The sequence below is a fragment of the Iodobacter sp. BJB302 genome (assembly GCF_002735645.1).
Classification (GTDB): domain Bacteria; phylum Pseudomonadota; class Gammaproteobacteria; order Burkholderiales; family Chitinibacteraceae; genus Iodobacter.
In genome coordinates this window covers 1-17,632 of the sequence record NZ_PDZG01000086.1, presented here as the reverse complement: position 1 = coordinate 17,632, position 17,632 = coordinate 1, and the positions used below count along the sequence as shown (strand labels likewise).

Annotated in this window: 18 protein-coding genes; 4 read left to right on the top strand and 14 right to left on the bottom strand. The window is 49.4% G+C overall.

Going from position 1 to position 17,632, the window contains the following annotated elements:
- Positions 1 to 79 precede the first annotated feature (79 nt).
- The gene (locus tag CSQ88_RS19735) at positions 80 to 913 is read right to left on the bottom strand and encodes a PAS domain-containing protein (protein ID WP_099399793.1); all 834 of its coding nucleotides are present in this window, start codon (positions 911 to 913) and stop codon (positions 80 to 82) included.
- Between the two features lie 246 nt (positions 914 to 1,159).
- Here CSQ88_RS19735 and CSQ88_RS19730 point away from each other — a divergent pair, with 246 nt between their 5' ends.
- Positions 1,160 to 1,801 carry a phosphatase PAP2 family protein gene (locus CSQ88_RS19730; RefSeq protein ID WP_099399792.1) on the top strand — a complete coding sequence of 214 codons (642 nt, stop codon included), beginning with the start codon at positions 1,160 to 1,162 and terminating at the stop codon, positions 1,799 to 1,801.
- Between the two features lie 1,029 nt (positions 1,802 to 2,830).
- Here CSQ88_RS19730 and CSQ88_RS19720 read toward each other — a convergent pair.
- From CSQ88_RS19720 to CSQ88_RS19655, 12 genes are all read right to left on the bottom strand, one after another.
- Complete coding sequence (locus CSQ88_RS19720; protein WP_218963156.1) at positions 2,831 to 3,304, bottom strand: TIR domain-containing protein; 474 nt, start codon at positions 3,302 to 3,304, stop codon at positions 2,831 to 2,833.
- Positions 3,305 to 3,320: 16 nt separating this feature from the next.
- Positions 3,321 to 4,403, bottom strand: coding sequence for a ribonucleotide-diphosphate reductase subunit beta (locus tag CSQ88_RS19715; RefSeq protein ID WP_099399789.1), 1,083 nt, complete (start codon positions 4,401 to 4,403; stop codon positions 3,321 to 3,323).
- Positions 4,404 to 4,479: 76 nt separating this feature from the next.
- Positions 4,480 to 5,034 carry a hypothetical protein gene (locus tag CSQ88_RS19710; RefSeq protein ID WP_099399788.1) on the bottom strand — a complete coding sequence of 185 codons (555 nt, stop codon included), beginning with the start codon at positions 5,032 to 5,034 and terminating at the stop codon, positions 4,480 to 4,482.
- An 8-nt stretch (positions 5,035 to 5,042) separates the two neighbouring features.
- Entirely contained in the window at positions 5,043 to 5,600 is a 558-nt protein-coding gene (locus tag CSQ88_RS19705) for a hypothetical protein (RefSeq protein ID WP_099399787.1), read from the bottom strand.
- Complete coding sequence (locus CSQ88_RS19700; RefSeq protein ID WP_099399786.1) at positions 5,597 to 6,625, bottom strand: adenosine deaminase; 1,029 nt, start codon at positions 6,623 to 6,625, stop codon at positions 5,597 to 5,599. The genes CSQ88_RS19705 and CSQ88_RS19700 overlap by 4 nt, the downstream gene beginning before the upstream one ends.
- Positions 6,626 to 6,861: 236 nt before the next feature.
- Positions 6,862 to 7,098: a hypothetical protein gene (locus CSQ88_RS19695; protein WP_099399785.1), complete on the bottom strand. Its 237-nt coding sequence runs from the start codon at positions 7,096 to 7,098 to the stop codon at positions 6,862 to 6,864.
- Positions 7,099 to 7,230: 132 nt separating this feature from the next.
- Positions 7,231 to 10,089 (bottom strand): ribonucleoside-diphosphate reductase subunit alpha, encoded by a 2,859-nt coding sequence (locus CSQ88_RS19690; RefSeq protein ID WP_099399784.1) that lies wholly within the window; start codon positions 10,087 to 10,089, stop codon positions 7,231 to 7,233.
- 465 nt (positions 10,090 to 10,554) lie between these two features.
- Positions 10,555 to 11,244 (bottom strand): hypothetical protein, encoded by a 690-nt coding sequence (locus tag CSQ88_RS19680; protein ID WP_099399782.1) that lies wholly within the window; start codon positions 11,242 to 11,244, stop codon positions 10,555 to 10,557.
- 61 nt (positions 11,245 to 11,305) lie between these two features.
- Complete coding sequence (locus CSQ88_RS19675; RefSeq protein ID WP_099399781.1) at positions 11,306 to 12,718, bottom strand: alkaline phosphatase; 1,413 nt, start codon at positions 12,716 to 12,718, stop codon at positions 11,306 to 11,308.
- Positions 12,719 to 12,751: 33 nt separating this feature from the next.
- Complete coding sequence (locus CSQ88_RS19670) at positions 12,752 to 14,155, bottom strand: alkaline phosphatase (RefSeq protein ID WP_257212687.1); 1,404 nt, start codon at positions 14,153 to 14,155, stop codon at positions 12,752 to 12,754.
- A 321-nt stretch (positions 14,156 to 14,476) separates the two neighbouring features.
- Positions 14,477 to 14,956: a peptidylprolyl isomerase gene (locus tag CSQ88_RS19660; protein ID WP_099399779.1), complete on the bottom strand. Its 480-nt coding sequence runs from the start codon at positions 14,954 to 14,956 to the stop codon at positions 14,477 to 14,479.
- A gap of 4 nt (positions 14,957 to 14,960) precedes the next feature.
- Positions 14,961 to 15,428, bottom strand: a complete 468-nt coding sequence (locus CSQ88_RS19655) for a peroxiredoxin (RefSeq protein WP_099399778.1) — start codon at positions 15,426 to 15,428, stop codon at positions 14,961 to 14,963.
- 51 nt (positions 15,429 to 15,479) lie between these two features.
- Between CSQ88_RS19655 and CSQ88_RS19650 the strand changes: the two genes are divergently transcribed.
- The 3 genes from CSQ88_RS19650 to CSQ88_RS19640 all read left to right on the top strand — a co-directional run bounded on the left by CSQ88_RS19650 (position 15,480) and on the right by CSQ88_RS19640 (position 17,470).
- Entirely contained in the window at positions 15,480 to 16,589 is a 1,110-nt protein-coding gene (locus CSQ88_RS19650) for a cupin domain-containing protein (RefSeq protein ID WP_099399777.1), read from the top strand.
- A 43-nt stretch (positions 16,590 to 16,632) separates the two neighbouring features.
- Positions 16,633 to 17,058 carry a hypothetical protein gene (locus CSQ88_RS19645; protein WP_143449531.1) on the top strand — a complete coding sequence of 142 codons (426 nt, stop codon included), beginning with the start codon at positions 16,633 to 16,635 and terminating at the stop codon, positions 17,056 to 17,058.
- Positions 17,059 to 17,179: 121 nt separating this feature from the next.
- Complete coding sequence (locus CSQ88_RS19640) at positions 17,180 to 17,470, top strand: hypothetical protein (RefSeq protein ID WP_257212686.1); 291 nt, start codon at positions 17,180 to 17,182, stop codon at positions 17,468 to 17,470.
- Positions 17,471 to 17,542: 72 nt separating this feature from the next.
- On the opposite strand, the gene CSQ88_RS19635 is transcribed toward CSQ88_RS19640, so the two are convergent.
- On the bottom strand, positions 17,543 to 17,632 hold a 90-nt coding region (locus tag CSQ88_RS19635; RefSeq protein WP_143449393.1), incomplete at its 5' end, for an IS3 family transposase.

Sequence of the window (17,632 nt, the reverse complement as noted above, 5' to 3'; positions counted from 1 at the left end):
CAACAGGACGCAGTAATCCGCGGGTTGTGAAACGACGAACTAAGCATTTTGCAAGTAGAAAAGGCACGGAAATTCTTAATCAACGGCATAACTGGGGAATAAAAATCATAAAGTGAACAGCATTGGGCTCTGCCCCTAAAAAAATGAGTTTTATTCTAGATTCTTCTACCCAGTAAATGGCCTCCATCAGGAACACAAGGCGGGACAAAAAATCAGCTAAATTCACATCAGAAAGATGATCAGATTCGTACAAAGGCAATAACTGCTTATTGTCGAGGAGCATAACGCAGTGAATGGCCATTTTCCGGCTCAGCCCTTCGGGTTGACTGCATTTTTGGGGCGGAACGAAAGTTAAAAATCGCTCATGGTGCTCGTGCCATGTCGCAATTTTTGCCTTGTTCAGCCCCAAAACTGTAGTCAACGCAGCCGTGAATATAACGTCAACAGACCCTAATACCCCAACAAAAGAAAATAAATTATCCAGCACCTTAAGCAGCTTATGCTGGCTGCTCTGCAAAAGCTGCTCGGCCACATTATCCAGTGTGGAATCCTGAATAATAGCCAGCACCCCGCGTATGTCTCCCGCCTGACCTTTCCAGGGATAATACGAAGCAATCCTGTGCACCGTATGCCCATCCACGCCTGCTTTTCCACGTATCTCCTGCTTTACAAGAGGCTGGCCGGTATCCAGCACAAACTGCAGCTTGGGCTTAATCACCATCGCCGCCTGAGGCAAAAACTCTTCCAGCCTTTTGCCAAGGTGATCTGCCTCGCTCATATGATTAACACTGGCATGGCGGGAATTAATGCATAGCTGGCGCAGCCCGCGATCAAGTACCGCGACACCTGTCGGTACATTTTCCAGCAGTAAAGGGAAAATCTCTTGAATGTCTTCGGGCAAGAGATGATGCATGCTCTCGCTCCGGAAAGGGGGCTGGCTTACTTTTATAACTTATTATGGGTAATTAATACGAAATTACTGTCATTAAACAGATCAGGCGGCAATAAACAACAACAAGAACCATGTAAGCAAATATAATATTGCTCAAGCCGCCCAAATCTGAACACCAGCCCCTGCAGCAATACCCACGCCAATGCAAGATAAAGTCATCAAGTACGCGCTATCATGCAGCCCTGCACTTATTACAGAAAATGACCCATGCTATTGAACTGGTTTTCTATTACCCGGCTGGGCGAAGCCGGCTTACTTTTACCGCTGGCCTTTGCCCTGATACTGGGCCTGGCCCTGATGCGTGCCCACCCTCTATGGGCCCGGTTTGCCCTGCGCCTGCTGCTGGCGATCACCATCACCCTTGCCAGCAAAATCGCCTTTTTTGCCATGGGCTTTGGCATACCTGCCATCAATTTTATCGGCTTCAGCGGCCACACCCTGCTGGCCACCGCCATCCTGCCCGTGTTATTTGCGTGGGTATTTATCAGTAAAGAAGGCTGCTTCAGCAAAGCAGGTTTAGCACTGGGCTTAATTATCGCCGCAATCATTGGCTGGTCGCGGCTGAAAGTGAACGCACACAGCAGCAGTGAAGTCATCTCAGGCTGGCTGCTGGGCTATATGGTTGTGCACCCATTCTGGAAAGCCCGCATCCAAAGCTTCGCCCCCCTGAAAAGACTCATCCCCATCGCCTTTACCGCACTGGTTTTCATCATGTGGTCGCAACCCCAAACCGCCTTACACATCCCCTCCTACACATGGGAGCAAGACATCGCCAGATGGCTGATCGGGCACAATAAGATTTATACAAGGCAAGACCTGCATCAAAAAGAGGAAAATAAGCAGCCCTAGAGCAGCAAAACCCAAATCTTGAAACACAGAGAACACGGAGAAAAGCAAAGACGGAGACAAACAATCAGGCTTGCTCTTCGATTTGGATTTGGATTTGGATTTGGATTTGGATTTGGATTTGGATTTGGGGAATATTTCACCCCATAAAATTAATATCGCAGCTCATCGCACGGGGCTTAAATCTCCCCTTGAAGCACGCCGAACGAGGAATAAGTAGCTCGGGGTTTCGGAAAAGGGGTAGCGAGGCAGCGAGCGCGCAGCCTTTTTCGCCGAGCTGCTTATCCGCAGAGAGGGGACTTCGTGCTTCCGGGGTCGCCTTCTTTGCTTACTTTCTTGGCGAAGCAAGAAAGTAAGTCCCTCGCGGGGGACACCCGCACCTAAATCAACGTGCCGAAGGCACTAAGAAACATACATACCACTCAAATCATCAAATTTTTCACGATTGCACGTTGGGCAGATAAAACATGCCCAACCTACATCACAAGACATATTACAAACTGTATAAAATAATTAAATATAAAAAACAAAAGATCAGAGGAACCCATTTTTCAACATGCGTTAGAGGAAAATACTTATTCAAATCTTTTCCTTTCCCCAACAATTCCCACTCATAATCAAAACATGAATATGGCAGCATCTTTTCCATATCATGAATAACTTTAAATTTACCTGAATTAAGCTGACGATAGGAGTGAATCACCAGCCACCATACAAAACAAAAACATATACAAATAAAAAAAAAGCCAACTACAAAAATAAGATCAATTTGTTTTATTTTTTCTAAAGATAAAAAAACACCACCTGCCAAAGCAGAATTAACAGACAGAAAAAAAAGTGTTAGCCAGCATACGCCTTGCAGAGAGGCGATCAGCTAGCTCCAAGTATAATCTATACTGATCCATCAATGCCTTTTGAAATTCAATCTGCGTCACATAGAGCTCACCAACATTTTTTATCACTTAGCACTCCTTCACTTTGAATCCCACCAGAAATAATTAAAACAATAAAAATATCAAATTTTTGTAATTTTCACCTTCTATGTAGAGTCCAAATTCCCTTTACGATAGGCTCCGAGTTCCAGCCAACAATATCATCAGCATTTGCTTTTACTATACCAGCGCCTCTCTCTTGCCCCCAAGGATTTACAGCTAAAATAGGCTTCCCATAATATTTAGCACCTTCAATTTCTTTTTTTATCCATTTACTATAATGGGTATACATCCCTGTTGGAATTACAACAACATGACTCAATGCAATTTGCTTATAAATCGCTTGTTGGAGTAATGAATCTGTTGGCGCATTATGTATTGGGCTCTCCCGAGGGACAGAAAAATCCCTAAAACTCAAAGATGCCTGCCCAACGCTCCAACTCTTTTCAAATATCCAATCAGCAAGTGTGCTGTAATGATTGGAGTATGCCCATGAATGGCTGATAAAAACATGAATTTGATGTGAACTCATATTATTTCCTATTTTTGTTAACAGAGCTAAAGCGTTAGACATTCAGAAAATCAAATAATCAATCCCAGCTCAACGCCCCACCAGTCTGATACTCAGTAACCCGTGTCTCAAAGAAATTCTTCTCTTTCTTCAAATCAATCATCTCACTCATCCATGGGAATGGATTGGTTACGCCCGGGAACATTGGCTCCAGGCCGATTTGCTGCAAGCGACGGTTGGCGATAAAGCGCAGGTATTCTTTGAATTGCGAGGCATTCAGGCCGAGCACACCACGGGGCATGGTGTCTTCGGCGTAGGCGTATTCCAGCTCTACGCCGCGCTTGAACAAGCCGTAGATTTCAGCTTTAAATTCTTCTGTCCAAAGCTGCGGGTTTTCCATTTTGATGGTGTTGATCAGATCAATACCAAAATTGCAGTGCATGGATTCATCGCGCAGGATGTATTGGTACTGCTCGGCAGCGCCGGTCATCTTGTTCTGGCGGCCCAGCGCCAGAATTTGCACAAAGCCCACGTAGAAGAACAGGCCTTCCATAATGCAGGCGAATACGATGATAGAGCGCAGCAGCTGCTGATCTGTTTCCAGCGTGCCGGTTTTAAAGCTTGGGTCGGTCAGGATATTGATAAAAGGAATCAGAAATTCATCTTTATCGCGGATCGAGGCCACTTCGTTGTAGGCGTTAAATACTTCGCCCTCGTCCAGGCCCAAAGATTCAACAATATATTGATAGGCGTGGGTATGAATGGCTTCGTCGAAAGCCTGGCGCAGTAAAAACTGACGGCATTCTGGCGAGGTGATCTGGCGGTATGTGCCCAAAACGATGTTATTAGCAGCCAGGCTGTCAGCGGTAACAAAGAAACCCAGATTGCGTTTAACCAAACGGCGCTCGTCATCGGTCAGGCCGTTCGGGCTTTTCCACAGCTCGATATCGCGCTGCATGTTTACTTCTTGCGGCATCCAGTGGTTTGCACACTGCGCCAGGTATTTTTCCCATGCCCATTTGTGCTTAAACGGCACCAGCTGATTCACGTCGGTGGTGCCGTTAATCACGCGTTTGTCTGAGGCTTTTACACGTTTGGCGGTAGCGGCATCCAGATTGATTTCGGTAGCCGGGCTGCTGATTTCATCGTCAAAGTTGAGCATTACTATTCCTGTCTTACTGATGTTGATACCTGCTGATCTGTAGCACTCAGCGGGCGAGATTTAATATTTCTGATGCTTACGGAGCAGGTTTGCTCAGCAAGCGGGTTTTGATATTGCTGGTGTCGGTAATGCCGTACTTCTGGCCCAGGGCGTAAAAATCGCGCTCATGCTGATCGCTGATGATCAGGCTGGATTGAAAACTCAGTGCCAGATGCACTTCGCCGAGGTAAACCACTTCACCGGCTTTGATTTCAAAACTTTGCCCTATCGGCAGCTGATCACGGCGCTGCTGCGGCCAGCCTGCGGCGGTGTAGTTCCAGTCGCCCACAGCCTGCGGCACGGTATATTGCCCGGGGGCAAGGCTGAGCAGGTGCAGCTTGCCAATGGCATTTTTATTTGGCGCGGCGATGGTGTCGTGCAAGATACTGGCGTTTAAATCACGGCGGCCACCTGGCCCCTCCAGGCGCATCCATGCATTGGCGCCATCCTGATCAAAGGAATTAAGCGTTAAGGCCACAACAACATAGCCCTGATCCGCTGGCGGAGTAAGCTTGCCCTGCACCACGGCCACCGGCGCTGTGGCACAGGCACTTAAAAATAAAACAGTGCTGAGAATTAAACTTTTAAACATTCGGCTGCCTATTGCAATAAGCGGGTAGTGATGCTGCTGGTGTCCTGCACGCCCCACTGCCTGAGTTGATAAAAATCGCGCGGTGCCTGATCGCTGTACGTCAGGGCAGAGGCAAAATTAAGCGCTGCGTTAATCTCGCCTAAATACAGCACTTCGCCTGCGGCAATCTGAAACTGCCGCTCTATTTTAAAGTGCGGCTGCCCGCCCCGTCCGTTTGATCCGTTTACCGCCCATTCTCCCCACGCTTCACTTACCGTATAGCTGCCCGCTGCCAGCGGTAAAACCCATAATCGCCCGCGCGTTTCGGCATCTGGCCCGCTGATCACATCGCGGCTGATATCGGCACGCAGGCTGTGCTTAGCATTTGCCCCGGCCAGCTCCACTTGCAGCGAAGCCCGGTCTGATGACAAAGATTGCACGCTTAAAGCCAGCACCACATAGCCCTGCCCTTCGGGTGGTGCAAGGCGGCCGTTTTCTATTTGCAAAGCAGGCTGCGCGCTGCAGGCCGCCACTAAGGCACTGGCCACGCCAGCCACGGCCTGCAGGCATCGCGATAAAAGACTCACTTGGCGATACAGGCGATGCGTAATACTTCAGCACGCCAGCGCGCTTTATCGGCGTCTGGCAACCATGATGCTTCAAAGCTGTGATTCACTAACTGCACCACTTCACTGGCCGATAAATCCAAAGCAGCACGGCAGGCTAATAAGTTTGCGTTGAGATAGCCGCCAAAATACGCGGGATCGTCAGAATTCACCATGGCGCACAGGCCCGCTGCCAACAAATTACGTAAATTGTGTTTGGATAAATCATCCACCACGCAGAGCTTTAAATTAGAAAGCGGGCAAACCGTCAGCGGCACGCGCTCGGTGGCCAAGCGCACCACTAGGGTGGCGTCATCGGTGCAGCGCACGCCATGATCAATACGCCGCGCACCCAGCAAATCCAGCGCCTCAGTAATATAAGAGGCGGGGCCTTCTTCACCGGCATGGGCCACGGCAGGCAGGCCCAGATCGCGGCAACGCTTAAATAATTTTTGGAACTTGGCAGGCGGATGGCCCAGCTCGCTGGAATCGAGGCCCACACCATCAATTTGCGCCAGATAAGGCAGCGCGGCTTCCAGCGTGGCTTTGCCATCGGCCTCGGATAAATGGCGCAAAAAACACAGTATCAGCCTGGAGCTGATGCCCAGCTTATCGGTGGCATCTTGCAGGGCGCGGGTGATACCACGGATTACGGTGCCAATATCAATGCCACGCGCGGTATGAGTTTGCGGGTCAAAAAAGATCTCGGTGTGCACAATATGATCTGAATAGGCGCGCTCGCAGTAGGCCCAGGTCAGATCGTAAAAATCTTCTTCGGTGACCAGCACGCTGGCACCGGCATAGTACAAATCTAAAAACGATTGCAGATTATCAAAAGAATAAGCAGCACGAACTTCTTCTACATTGGCGTAAGGCAGGGTAATGCCATTTTTTTGCGCCAGCTCGAACATCATTTCCGGCTCTAAAGTGCCTTCGATATGCAGATGCAGCTCGGTTTTGGGTAAGGCGAGGATCAGTTGATCGACAGGGTGCAGGGCTTCGGTCATTTGACTCTCAAGGTTTATGTGCCTGCGGCACGGTCATTTTGGTGCGGGAATCCCCCGCGTGGGCCTTACTTTCTTGCTTCGCCAAGAAAGTAAGCAAAGAAGGCGCCCCCTAAAACACGAAATCCCCTCGTTACGGATAATCGAGGCGGCGTCAATTCAACTCGCTTCGCTCAAACACGAATTGACGACTACCCCGCCCCGCTTATTCCTCTCTCGGCGTGTTTTCAGGGGAGGGGTTATAGCCCTGTGCAACGATCAGTAAACTGAAAAAGATCAGCTATTCGCGAATGAAAAAGAAGTTTTCCATCACGACACTCGTCACCATCCACATAATAAAAAACCCTTACGCTTCCTCCTGCCTCATAGTCATCACGCCATGCCTGATCAAAATTATGCTGCTTTTTAACAGAGACAAAAAACCGGAAATTTTCAACAGCAATCCATGCAAGCTCCAAATTGCCTGCATTGCCCATGCTATGTTCCTAGTCTGTACAGCACTTGGAGAGCGAAAAATATTTATTTTATGTAAACATCAACTAAAGCTTAAACAAGACAATCGCTGGGTGAAGCAAAACCCCACCCAGCAACTCATCTGCCCTACATGTTTACTGGCAGCTCTCACATTCAGGGTTATCAATCGAGCAGAATTTCATATCTGTGGCAGGTAATGCTGCGTCGATTGCGGCCATAGCGGGTTCTGCTGCACTGCTGCCTGCAACGGCTGCTGTGCTGCTGTAGCCGCCATTTACTGGCACGGCATTCAGCTCGCCACCGCTGCCGGTGGATTTTTCTGCGGCGGTAGCGGCCATGGTGCGCAGGTAGTAGGTGGTTTTCAGGCCACGTAACCACGCCAGTTTGTACAGCTCGTCCAGTTTCTTGCCTGATGCACCAGCAAGGTAGAGGTTGAGCGACTGGCCCTGATCGATCCACTTCTGGCGGCGCGATGCGCATTCAACCAGCCAGCTTGGATCTACTTCAAACGCGGTGGCGTAGAGATCACGCAGGTCTTGCGGGATACGCTCTACTTTTGATACCGAGCCATCAAAGAACTTCAGGTCTGAGATCATCACCGCATCCCACAGACCGCGCTCTTTCAGATCACGCACCAGGTATTCATTTACCACGGTGAACTCACCCGACAAGTTCGATTTCACAAACAAGTTTTGGTAAGTTGGCTCGATACACGCCGATACGCCGATGATGTTGGCAATCGTTGCGGTTGGCGCAATCGCCAGGCAGTTGGAATTACGCATACCGTGTACACGAACGCGTTCGCGCAGCTGGGTCCAATCCAGGCTGGAGCCGGTATTCATTTCCAGATAGCCGCCGCGCTCTTCCGCCAGCAATTTAATCGAATCTTGTGGCAATACACCGCGATCCCACAGGCTGCCTTTGTAGCTTGGGTAAGTGCCGCGCTCTTGCGCCAGCTCTGTAGAAGCCCAGTAAGCGTGGTAAGCCACGGTTTCCATCGAGATATCGGCAAACTCAACCGCAGCATCCGAGCCATAAGGCAGGCGCAGCATATGCAAGCAATCCTGGAAGCCCATAATGCCCATCCCTACCGGGCGGTGCTTCAGATTGGATTCACGCGCTTTACGCACTGGGTAGAAGTTAATGTCGATCACGTTATCCAGCATACGCATCGCTGTTTTGATGGTGCGCGCCAGTTTATTGGTATCCAGTTCGCCATTTTTAATGTGGTTAACCAGATTCACCGAACCCAGATTACATACCGCAATTTCGTTTTCGTTGGTGTTCAGGGTGATCTCTGTACACAGGTTCGAGCTGTGCACCACGCCAACGTGTTGCTGCGGGCTGCGGATATTGCAAGGATCTTTAAAAGTGATCCATGGATGGCCAGTTTCAAACAGCATGGAAAGCATCTTGCGCCATAGACCCAGCGCAGGAATCTTCTTGGCGATTTTCATTTCGCCACGCGCCGCTTTTGCTTCGTAAGCCACGTAAGCCTGTTCAAAATCTTTACCAAACTTGTCGTGCAGATCAGGCGCTTCGGATGGGCTGAACAATGTCCAGTCGCCACCTTGCATCACGCGCTTCATAAATAGGTCTGGGATCCAGTTCGCAGTATTCATATCGTGCGTACGGCGACGATCATCACCGGTGTTCTTACGCATTTCCAGGAATTCTTCGATATCTGCGTGCCAGGTTTCAAGATAGGCACACACCGCGCCCTTACGCTTGCCACCTTGGTTTACGGCAACAGCGGTGTCGTTCACCACTTTCAGGAAAGGCACAATCCCTTGAGACTTACCATTGGTGCCCTTGATATGGCTGCCTAGGGAGCGCACAGGCGTCCAGTCATTACCCAAACCACCTGCGTATTTAGACAAGAGCGCGTTTTCTTTCAACGCTTCGTAAATGCCTTCCAGATCGTCAGACACAGTGGTGAGGTAGCAGCTGGAAAGCTGGCTGCGGCGGCTGCCAGCGTTAAACAGCGTTGGGGTCGAGCTCATAAAATCGAAGCTGGACAAGACGTTGTAGAACTCGATCGCGCGCTCTTCGCGGTTGATTTCATTCATCGCAAGGCCCATCGCTACGCGCATAAAGAAGCTTTGTGGCAGCTCGATACGGGTGTCTTCAATGTGCAGGAAATAACGGTCATACAGGGTTTGCAGGCCAAGGTAGCCGAACTGGTAATCACGGTTGTGATCCAGCGCCGCGCCCAGCTTGGCTAAATCGTACTGAGCGAGGTTTTCGTCCAGCAGCTCAGCATCAATGCCGCGCTTAATAAATTGCGGGAAGTAATCGGCATAGCGCGATGCCATTTCTTCGTGGCTCACTTCCTTGCCTAAAACTTCAGAGCGCAGATTATTTAATAAGAGGCGTGCAGTTACAAAGCTGTACGCAGGGTCTTTTTCAATCAGCTGACGGGAAGACATAATCAGGGCGCGGCGAACTTCCTCGCTCGGTACGCCGTCGTAAACGTTTTTCAGGGTTTCAGCCAGCATCGCGGCCTGATCGGTGGTGCCTTCCAGGCCTTTGCAGCAAGAAGCGATCAGCGCTTTTAATTGCGCTAAATCGAGCGGGCGGCTGCTGCCATTCGGGTACAGCACATTAATTTCGTGATGATGCTCAGGCTCAAAGCGGGAATGACGCTCTTTGCTGCGCTCTTCGCGGTATAAAACATAGGCACGGGCCACATCGTGCTCGCCGGCACGCATCAGCGCCAGCTCAACCTGATCCTGGATATCTTCAATATGAATCGCGCCGCCTTCCGGCTTGCGACGCATCAGCGCCGACACCACGGATTCAGTTAATAAGCTGGCTTTCTGGCGCACGGCAGCGCTGGAAGCGGCATCACTACCTAATACAGCGATAAACGTTTTGGTCACTGCTACGGTGATTTTATTAGGTGCAAAAGACACCACCGATCCATCGCGGCGAATGGTTTTGTAATCGGCATAGCTGCTGTGCTGCTGAGCAGTGTTAACGCTATCGGTCATAGGGCTCTCATTGAGTTGCGCGTGCGGCTGAGTGGGCACGTCTCGCTGTGGATAATTCTGTGGATTTCTTGTGGAGAAACACTATATGTAGTGTTTACCAAGAAGAGTTAACACAAATACTAGTGTCTTTCGGGGAAAGTGGCAAGCAGATGATGGGCAAGAAAAGTGCCTGCAGATGCACAAAAAAAAGTGGCTTCCGCAAAGCGAGTATTTATGCGGTTTGAGGGCTGTAGCAGGAAAACGACATCGTAAAAAAAACGACAAATCACAGCATAAACCATCGTTAAAAAAAGCACACCAATGGCATAAATACCCCACACCCCAGAGACAGCGTTAATTGCCTAATAAACAATCATGCCCTGTTTTTGCTGGCCAGAAAAAAACGGCGCCTTGCTGAGAAAAGCGCCGCTCATGCAGTATTCAAAAGACGATCCGCAACGTGCGATGGCCGCGGACAAAGCCGGCTTAATCCAGCAAATCCATATAGTCTCTTTGTCTGTAGCCTGCTGTATCGGGCCATGGCATTGCTTTTGGCATGGCTTGCGGCTCTACGGTAATGCGGCTCCAGCTGCCGCCATCTTCTTTACCGGTTTCTATCAGCCTTGGCAGTTGTAGTTTTTCTGACCACAGCACCAGGGTATACATGCCGTTTTTGCGGGTTTCCAGCCACACTTCGCCAGCTGCGGCGGGAATGACGCGCTTATCCATTGTTTTTAGCTGCTGCCTGTCCAGCATATAAGCGGCACTTTCCCACTGGCCATCAAAGCCCATTTCGCGAAAATCTGTAGCTCCCATTTCAATCACTTGCCTCATTTTGCGATCAATAAAATGAAGCTTTACTTCGCCCTTATCCCCCAGCTCAACCGATTTACCCGCCAGCGCAAAATTAATGCTATGGCTGTGGCCCTCGTGCCCCTTGGGATTGCTCTCATGCCCGCGTGTTTCGGGCTGTGCGTTTTGAGGCACCAGGCGCTCACTCCAGATGCGGCGCGGAGTACGCAGCCATGTTTCTTGAAAACGGGTTGTTTTGGTCACGCCTTCGGTGCTCACCATCCGTGTTTCATAGGTCACCAGTGCGGCGATATCAGGGCTGGCGGCGGCGTGGGCGCTGAATGTGGCTGCGGCAAAAATCAAAGCGCTGAAAAGGTGTTTCACTGTATCAATTCCTTACAAAAACAGGCCAGCACCACGCTGACCTGTTTTTAATTACTCACTATTAAAAGCCGAATGCCTGCTTCACTAAATCAAAGACTTTGGTATTGACCATGGTGCCCTTAAATACACCAGACCCCGCACCCGCCGAAAACAGCATGACATCGCCACCGCCATGTGTTTCTGACTGATCTTTCACCCGCACACCGCCTTCCTGCTGATAATCATCGGCCAGCACTTCGGCCTCTGTCAGCATGGTGCGAACAGGCTTGCGGTTTGAGCTGTTACCAAACACCAGGGTGGTGTAATTCATGCCATCCGCGTCTTTGGCTTCGGAGCCATCTTTATAGTTTTTAACCGTACCCAGAATATTGCTGTCCCGCTTACCATAGCCATTAATTGTCAGCGTATGGTCGTGATCTGCAGTCACCACAATCAGGGTGTTCTTTAAACCCGGATCGCGTTTTTGCATTTCATCCAGAGCGGTTTTGATTGCATCATCAAAGGCAATGGTGTCTTCCATCACGCGCTTTGCATTATTGCCGTGCAAGGCATGATCGATACGCCCGCCCTCTACCATCAAAAAGAAACCGGCTGGTTTTTTGGCCAGTACTTCAATGGCCTTGCTGGTCATTTGGCTAAGGCTGGGCTGATCCAAATTTTTTTTAACGCGATCTAACTCGTAATCCATATGGCTGGCGCTGAACAGGCCAAACAACTTCTCCGTTGAGCGGGTATCCAGCGCCGCCAGCTCGCTGCCTGAGCTGGCATAGCGATAACCCCTGGCTTTCATTTCAGCGACTAAATCACGGCCATCGGTGCGTACTCCGCTTTTAACAGAGGCTGGTAAAAAGTGCTTTCTGCCGCCCCCCATCAGCACATCCAGCCCATCCGCACCCAGCTTGCTGTTGTAGCCCTCACCGCCTGGCACGGCCTGCATGGCAATGGTGTTTTCTGCATCGCGATGGCAAACATGGGCATAGGTTGTGGCGGGCGTGGCATGGGTAATACGGGTAGTGGTAATCGCCCCCACGCCCTTACCCTTAGCCTTTGCGATTTCTAAAATGGTCTCAACGGCCTTGCCATTCTCTGCCGGGCAGATGCTGTCGTAGCCCTTATGATCAGCACCACTTAAATACGCATTGCCATTTGCATCGGCGGCCTGCGTATCCGGGCTCATCGAAATGACTTCGTTATTCATTTTTACGCCAGTCATATACGCAGCCATAGAAGGTGCGGAATCCGTTGTCTGGGCGTCGTTAGAATAGGTTTTGATGCGGGCCGTGCGGGACTGGCCGTTTTGCAGCTTCTCCATATTTAAAGCACCTTCTTCCTGGTACTTATAAATACGTGCCGCCGTAACGGTGGCCGGCCCCATGCCATCGCCTAAAAAGAAAATAACATTCTTGGCTGCAGCCTGTGCGCCCTGCGCAAAAGCCAGCAGGCAGGCCGTTGCGAGAAGTGATTTTTTCATCATGATGATAATTCCTTGATCTGTGCAGGGGCGGGCTTACAGCCCGGCAGCTTCGCGAATAAGTTTAAATACATGGGTGTTATCCATCACACCAAAAAACCGCTCGCTCCCCTTACCCATAGCGCCCAGAAAAACATTGGTGCCGCCGTGGGTTTCATCACCTGCATTTCTGCGAATCGCCGCTTCCTGGTGATAGGTATTTGCAAACACCGTGCTGTCATCTAATGCAGCAAAGCTTTTACGCTCGCCCTGTGCGCGGTTTTCGCCATTACCAAAACCAATAATGGTGTAAGGCATGCCCTCTGCATCTAATGATGCCTTATTGCCAATCACATCTTTTACAAGGCCCAATACCCCGGGGTTTGTGGCCGTCGATTTGCCCGTACGCCTGGCATAGCCATTCAGCACCAGAGTATGGTCATGATCTGCCGTTACCACGATCAGGGTATTTTTAAGCGCCGGGTCCGTTTTTTTAACTTCAGTAATGGCGGCTTTAATTGCATCATCAAATGCCACGGTATCCTGCAGGGCTTTTTTGGCCGTTGTTTCATGCAAAGCGTGATCAATACGGCCGCCTTCCACCATCAGAAACAGGCCCTTGTTGTTTTTCTTTAAACCTTGCAAAGCTTTAACTGTCATTTCTGCAAGACTTGGCTCTTTAGCCGGATCGCGGTCCAGATCGTAGCTCATATGGCTGGCTGTAAATAAGCCGACAAATTTGTTGGTCTTTGCTGCATCCAGAGCATCAAACTCTGCACGGTTTGCGGCAATGCTGTAGCCCCTGGCTTTTAATTCTGCAACCAAGTCGCGATCATCCGTGCGTTTGCCCTTAGCGCTGGCTGGGGTAAAAAACTGCCTGCCCCCGCCCATTAAAATATCCACACCATCTTGCAAGGCCACGTTATAACCCTTGCCACCCGGCACAAACTGGGCGGCAATATCGTTTTCTGCATCGCGGTGGCAAATATGGGCATAGCTTGCTGCCGGTGTGGCATGGGTAACGCGGGTGGTGGTTACCACACCCGTTGCAAGGCCAGCCGCTTTGGCAATCTCAAGCAGGGTGCGAACCGGCTTGCCATTGTCAGCAGGGCAGCGGCTGTCGGCACCGCTCAAGTAAGCATTGCCTGCCGCATCTGAGGCCTTGGTATCCGGGCTCATAGAGATGACTTCATTATTCATCTTTACGCCTGTCATATAGGCGGACATCGACGGGGCAGAGTCCGTGACTTGTGCATCATTTGAATATGTTTTGATAAAGGCCGTTTCTGGCAGGGTATCCATCGTGAGATCACCCTCTTCGCCCACGGCGTAGATGCGCGCGGCAGTCATGGTGGTTAAGCCCATGCCATCGCCAAGAAAGAAAATAACGTTTTTAGGTGCAGCAGACGCAGCCGCAGAAAATGCACTGGCCATCAGGCCTGTAATAAGAAGGCGTTTCAATTTGACGCTCCCGGAGAGGAAGAGCGCAAGGTAAGCCTGTTTTCTTAAATATTTGTTACATCTATGCTAATAAAATATTTCAGTTGCAGCTCAGTTACACAGGCGGCCTTATTTTCTTTCGAAAAATGGCAAATAAATGACATTTCATTGCAAAAAAACCATGCCGCAGAAATATGACATTTACAAAAGTGTAATATTTACATTCTGTAAAACAGCCCCTCAAAACGGTTTTTCCTGTCAAAAACTGAATGACATCCGTTTTGGGAGCACAAAAAAAAGCGGGCCTGAGCCCGCTTTCTCTTCAATCAAACCAAAATCATCTTAGTGATGATGGCCGTGCTCGCCGTGCACATGACCGTGCTCCAGCTCTTCTTCAGTCGCTTCACGTACATCTGAAACGGTACCAACAAAACGAATCGTCATGCCGGCGAATGGGTGATTAGCATCCACTACAACGCGGTTGCCTTCGATTTCTGTAACACGGAATAACAATACTTCGCCTGTTTCAGGATCATCGGCTTCAAACATCATGCCGGCTTCAACTTCCATAGGGAACGAAGATTTTTCTTCTTCACGTACTAAATCTGCATCGTGTTCGCCGAAAGCGTCTTCCGCTTCCATTGTTACATCAATGCTGTCACCCACGTTTTTGCCTTCCAGCGCTTCTTCTACCAGAGGCAGGACATTGTCGTAACCTCCGTGCAGGTAAGCAATCGGCTCTTCAGTTTTGTCGATTTGCTTGCCTGAGGCATCAAACATTTCATAATGTAAGGTTACAACGGTATTTTTTGCAATTTGCATGGGTTCACCCTAGCTGTTTCACGAGTTTAAGAATTTCCGCCGCATGGCCCTTAGGGACAACGTGATAAAACGCATGGCGGATCACGCCGTCCTTATCGATTACAAACGTGGAACGGTCTATGCCGTATCTTACCACGCCATGTGCCTCCCACTCATGCAGAGCGTGATAGAGCCGGCTTACTTCGCCTGTTGTATCGGCTAATAAGTCGAATTCTATGCCCTGCTCGTCTTGAAATTGCTCGTGCGACAAGCAATCATCCATGCTAACACCAAGGATAACTGTGTCATATTGCCGAAATGCTGCTACACGATCACTAAACTCAACCGCCTCGGTAATACCGCCTGGCGTGTGATCTTTATTAAAGAAGTACAACACAAGATGAGATTGGCCCCGAAACTGCGCTAATTGCACATTTTCCATCTGAGCATCAGGCAAAATAAAATCTGGCGCTCTGTCTCCTGCGTTCAGCATGTGTTCTCCATGCGATAATTGTTGTAATCCATTCTGTTATAGAGCAAAAAAATGCAACTTTTAGGCGGACTCAGTCCAGAAGAATTTTTAAGAGATTACTGGCAAAAAAAACCATTACTCATCCGTAATGCTTGGAGCAATTTTCCCGAGCTGATTGATTACGCCCGCCTCACAGCCCTTGCCCAACAGAGCGATGTGGAATCCAGACTAATCGAATATAAAGAGGGCCGCTGGAAAGCCGAATCCGGCCCTTTCAGAGCATCCCGCTTCAGCCGCCTGCCAGAAACAGACTGGACTGTATTAGTAGGAAATGTGAACCATCTGGTTCCGCATATTGAAGATTTACTTTATCAGTTTAACTTTCTGCCTTACACCAGGCTGGATGACCTGATGATTTCTTACGCGCCACCCGGCGGCACGGTTGGCCCGCACTACGATTCTTACGATGTATTTCTACTGCAAGTGGGCGGAAAGAAACGCTGGCAAATTTCAAGCGACGACGCCAGCGGCTTTATTGAAGACGCGCCCATCCGGGTATTAAAAGAGTTTCATGCCGAGCAGGAATGGGTGCTGGAACACGGCGATATGCTGTATTTGCCGCCAATGTACGCCCATTACGGCGTAGCAATGGAGCCCGGCATGACTTATTCCATCGGCTTCAGGGCACCAAAAACCCAGGAAATCGCCGGTAAATTCTTAGAGTTTCTGCAAGACGAGTTGTGTCTTAAAGGAATGTATAGTGACCCGCAGCGCCAGCCCACCCATAAACCCGCAGAAATCGATAACGAATTTGTCGGGCAAATCGGTGAAATGCTTAAAAACATCACATGGAACGACGAAACCATCCGTCGTTTTGTAGGCAGTTATTTCACCGAGCCTAAGCCTCATGTATTTTATGATCAGCCGGATGAGCCACTGGATTTTGATGAATTTGCCGCAGCAGTGGCAGAAGGCGGCATCCGGATTGATGCCAAAGCACTGATGCTTTATGAATCTGAGCGGGTTTATGCCAATGGCGAAGCGCTGGAATTTGAGCCTGAAGCGCTGCCCTGGCTGCAAAAACTGGCTGATCAGCGCAAATTGCCTGCGGCTGATTACCCAGAAAGCCTGATTACTATCCTTTATGAATGCTACGAATATGGCTACCTGCAGCTTTCCTGAAGCCCAAACTTTTGATGCCTACGCGGCCTATCCGGCCGCTGTGGTGCAATTATTGGCTTCGGCGCAACATGAATTACTCCTTTGCGAGCGCAACTTTTCACACTGCGATCTGGGCAGCAAAGCCGTTTTTGATGCTTTATGGGCATTTTTTACATCACATGCAGCAGCTCATTTGCGGCTGATTACATTTGATACTCAATACCTTAGCCAGAGATGCCCGAAATTTTTACAATTGACAGAAAAATTTCCTTCAAAAATTGAATTGCGTCTTGCCCATGAATCTTGCTCCAGCTGGCAAAAGGGCTTTATTCTGGCGGATAAAACCTGCTTATTACACCGCTATCATTTTGATTGGGCACGTGGAGAAATCACAACTGAGCCGCATATTGTTGCGATGATGCAACAACAATTTAATGCTCTTTGGGAGCAATCAAGCCCGAGTAATGAATGGCAACGTATATATTTATAGGTATTTAACATGTTGTTACATGGCGTTGCAGAATTCTTGCCTAAATAGCTGTATTCATAATGTGTTGGACTGTTCTTTCAAATAAAACGTGATATTATTTGCGCTGTCGGTCGGTCACTGAATGATTGCAGTTTTTCAGCATCGATCCACGGTTGATTGCACCTATTTAATTTCGTTTGTCCCATTCGTCTCTGTCAAAGGTAAGTTCATAATGAAAAAGTCCCTGCTAGTTGCTGCTCTGATCGCTGTTGCTCTGTCTGCTTGCGGCAAGAAAGATGATGCTCCTGTTGAAGCAGCATCTGCTGTTGTTGAAGCAGCATCTGCACCTGCTGTTGAAGCTGCATCTGCTGTTGTTGAAGCAGCTCCTGTTGCTTCCGAAGCTGCTGCTTCCGAAGCTTCTGCTGCTAAGTAATCAGCCAGTAGCATCGCTTTAAAAAAGCCGGCCGCAAGTGAACTGACCCCAATTAGTTGGACAGTATAAAAGCTAGGCGCTCAAGGGCTGGGTTCTGTATTGCACAGGACTCAGCCCTTTTAACTTCAGTTTGATTCGGTCGTGGTTATAGTAATGGATGTA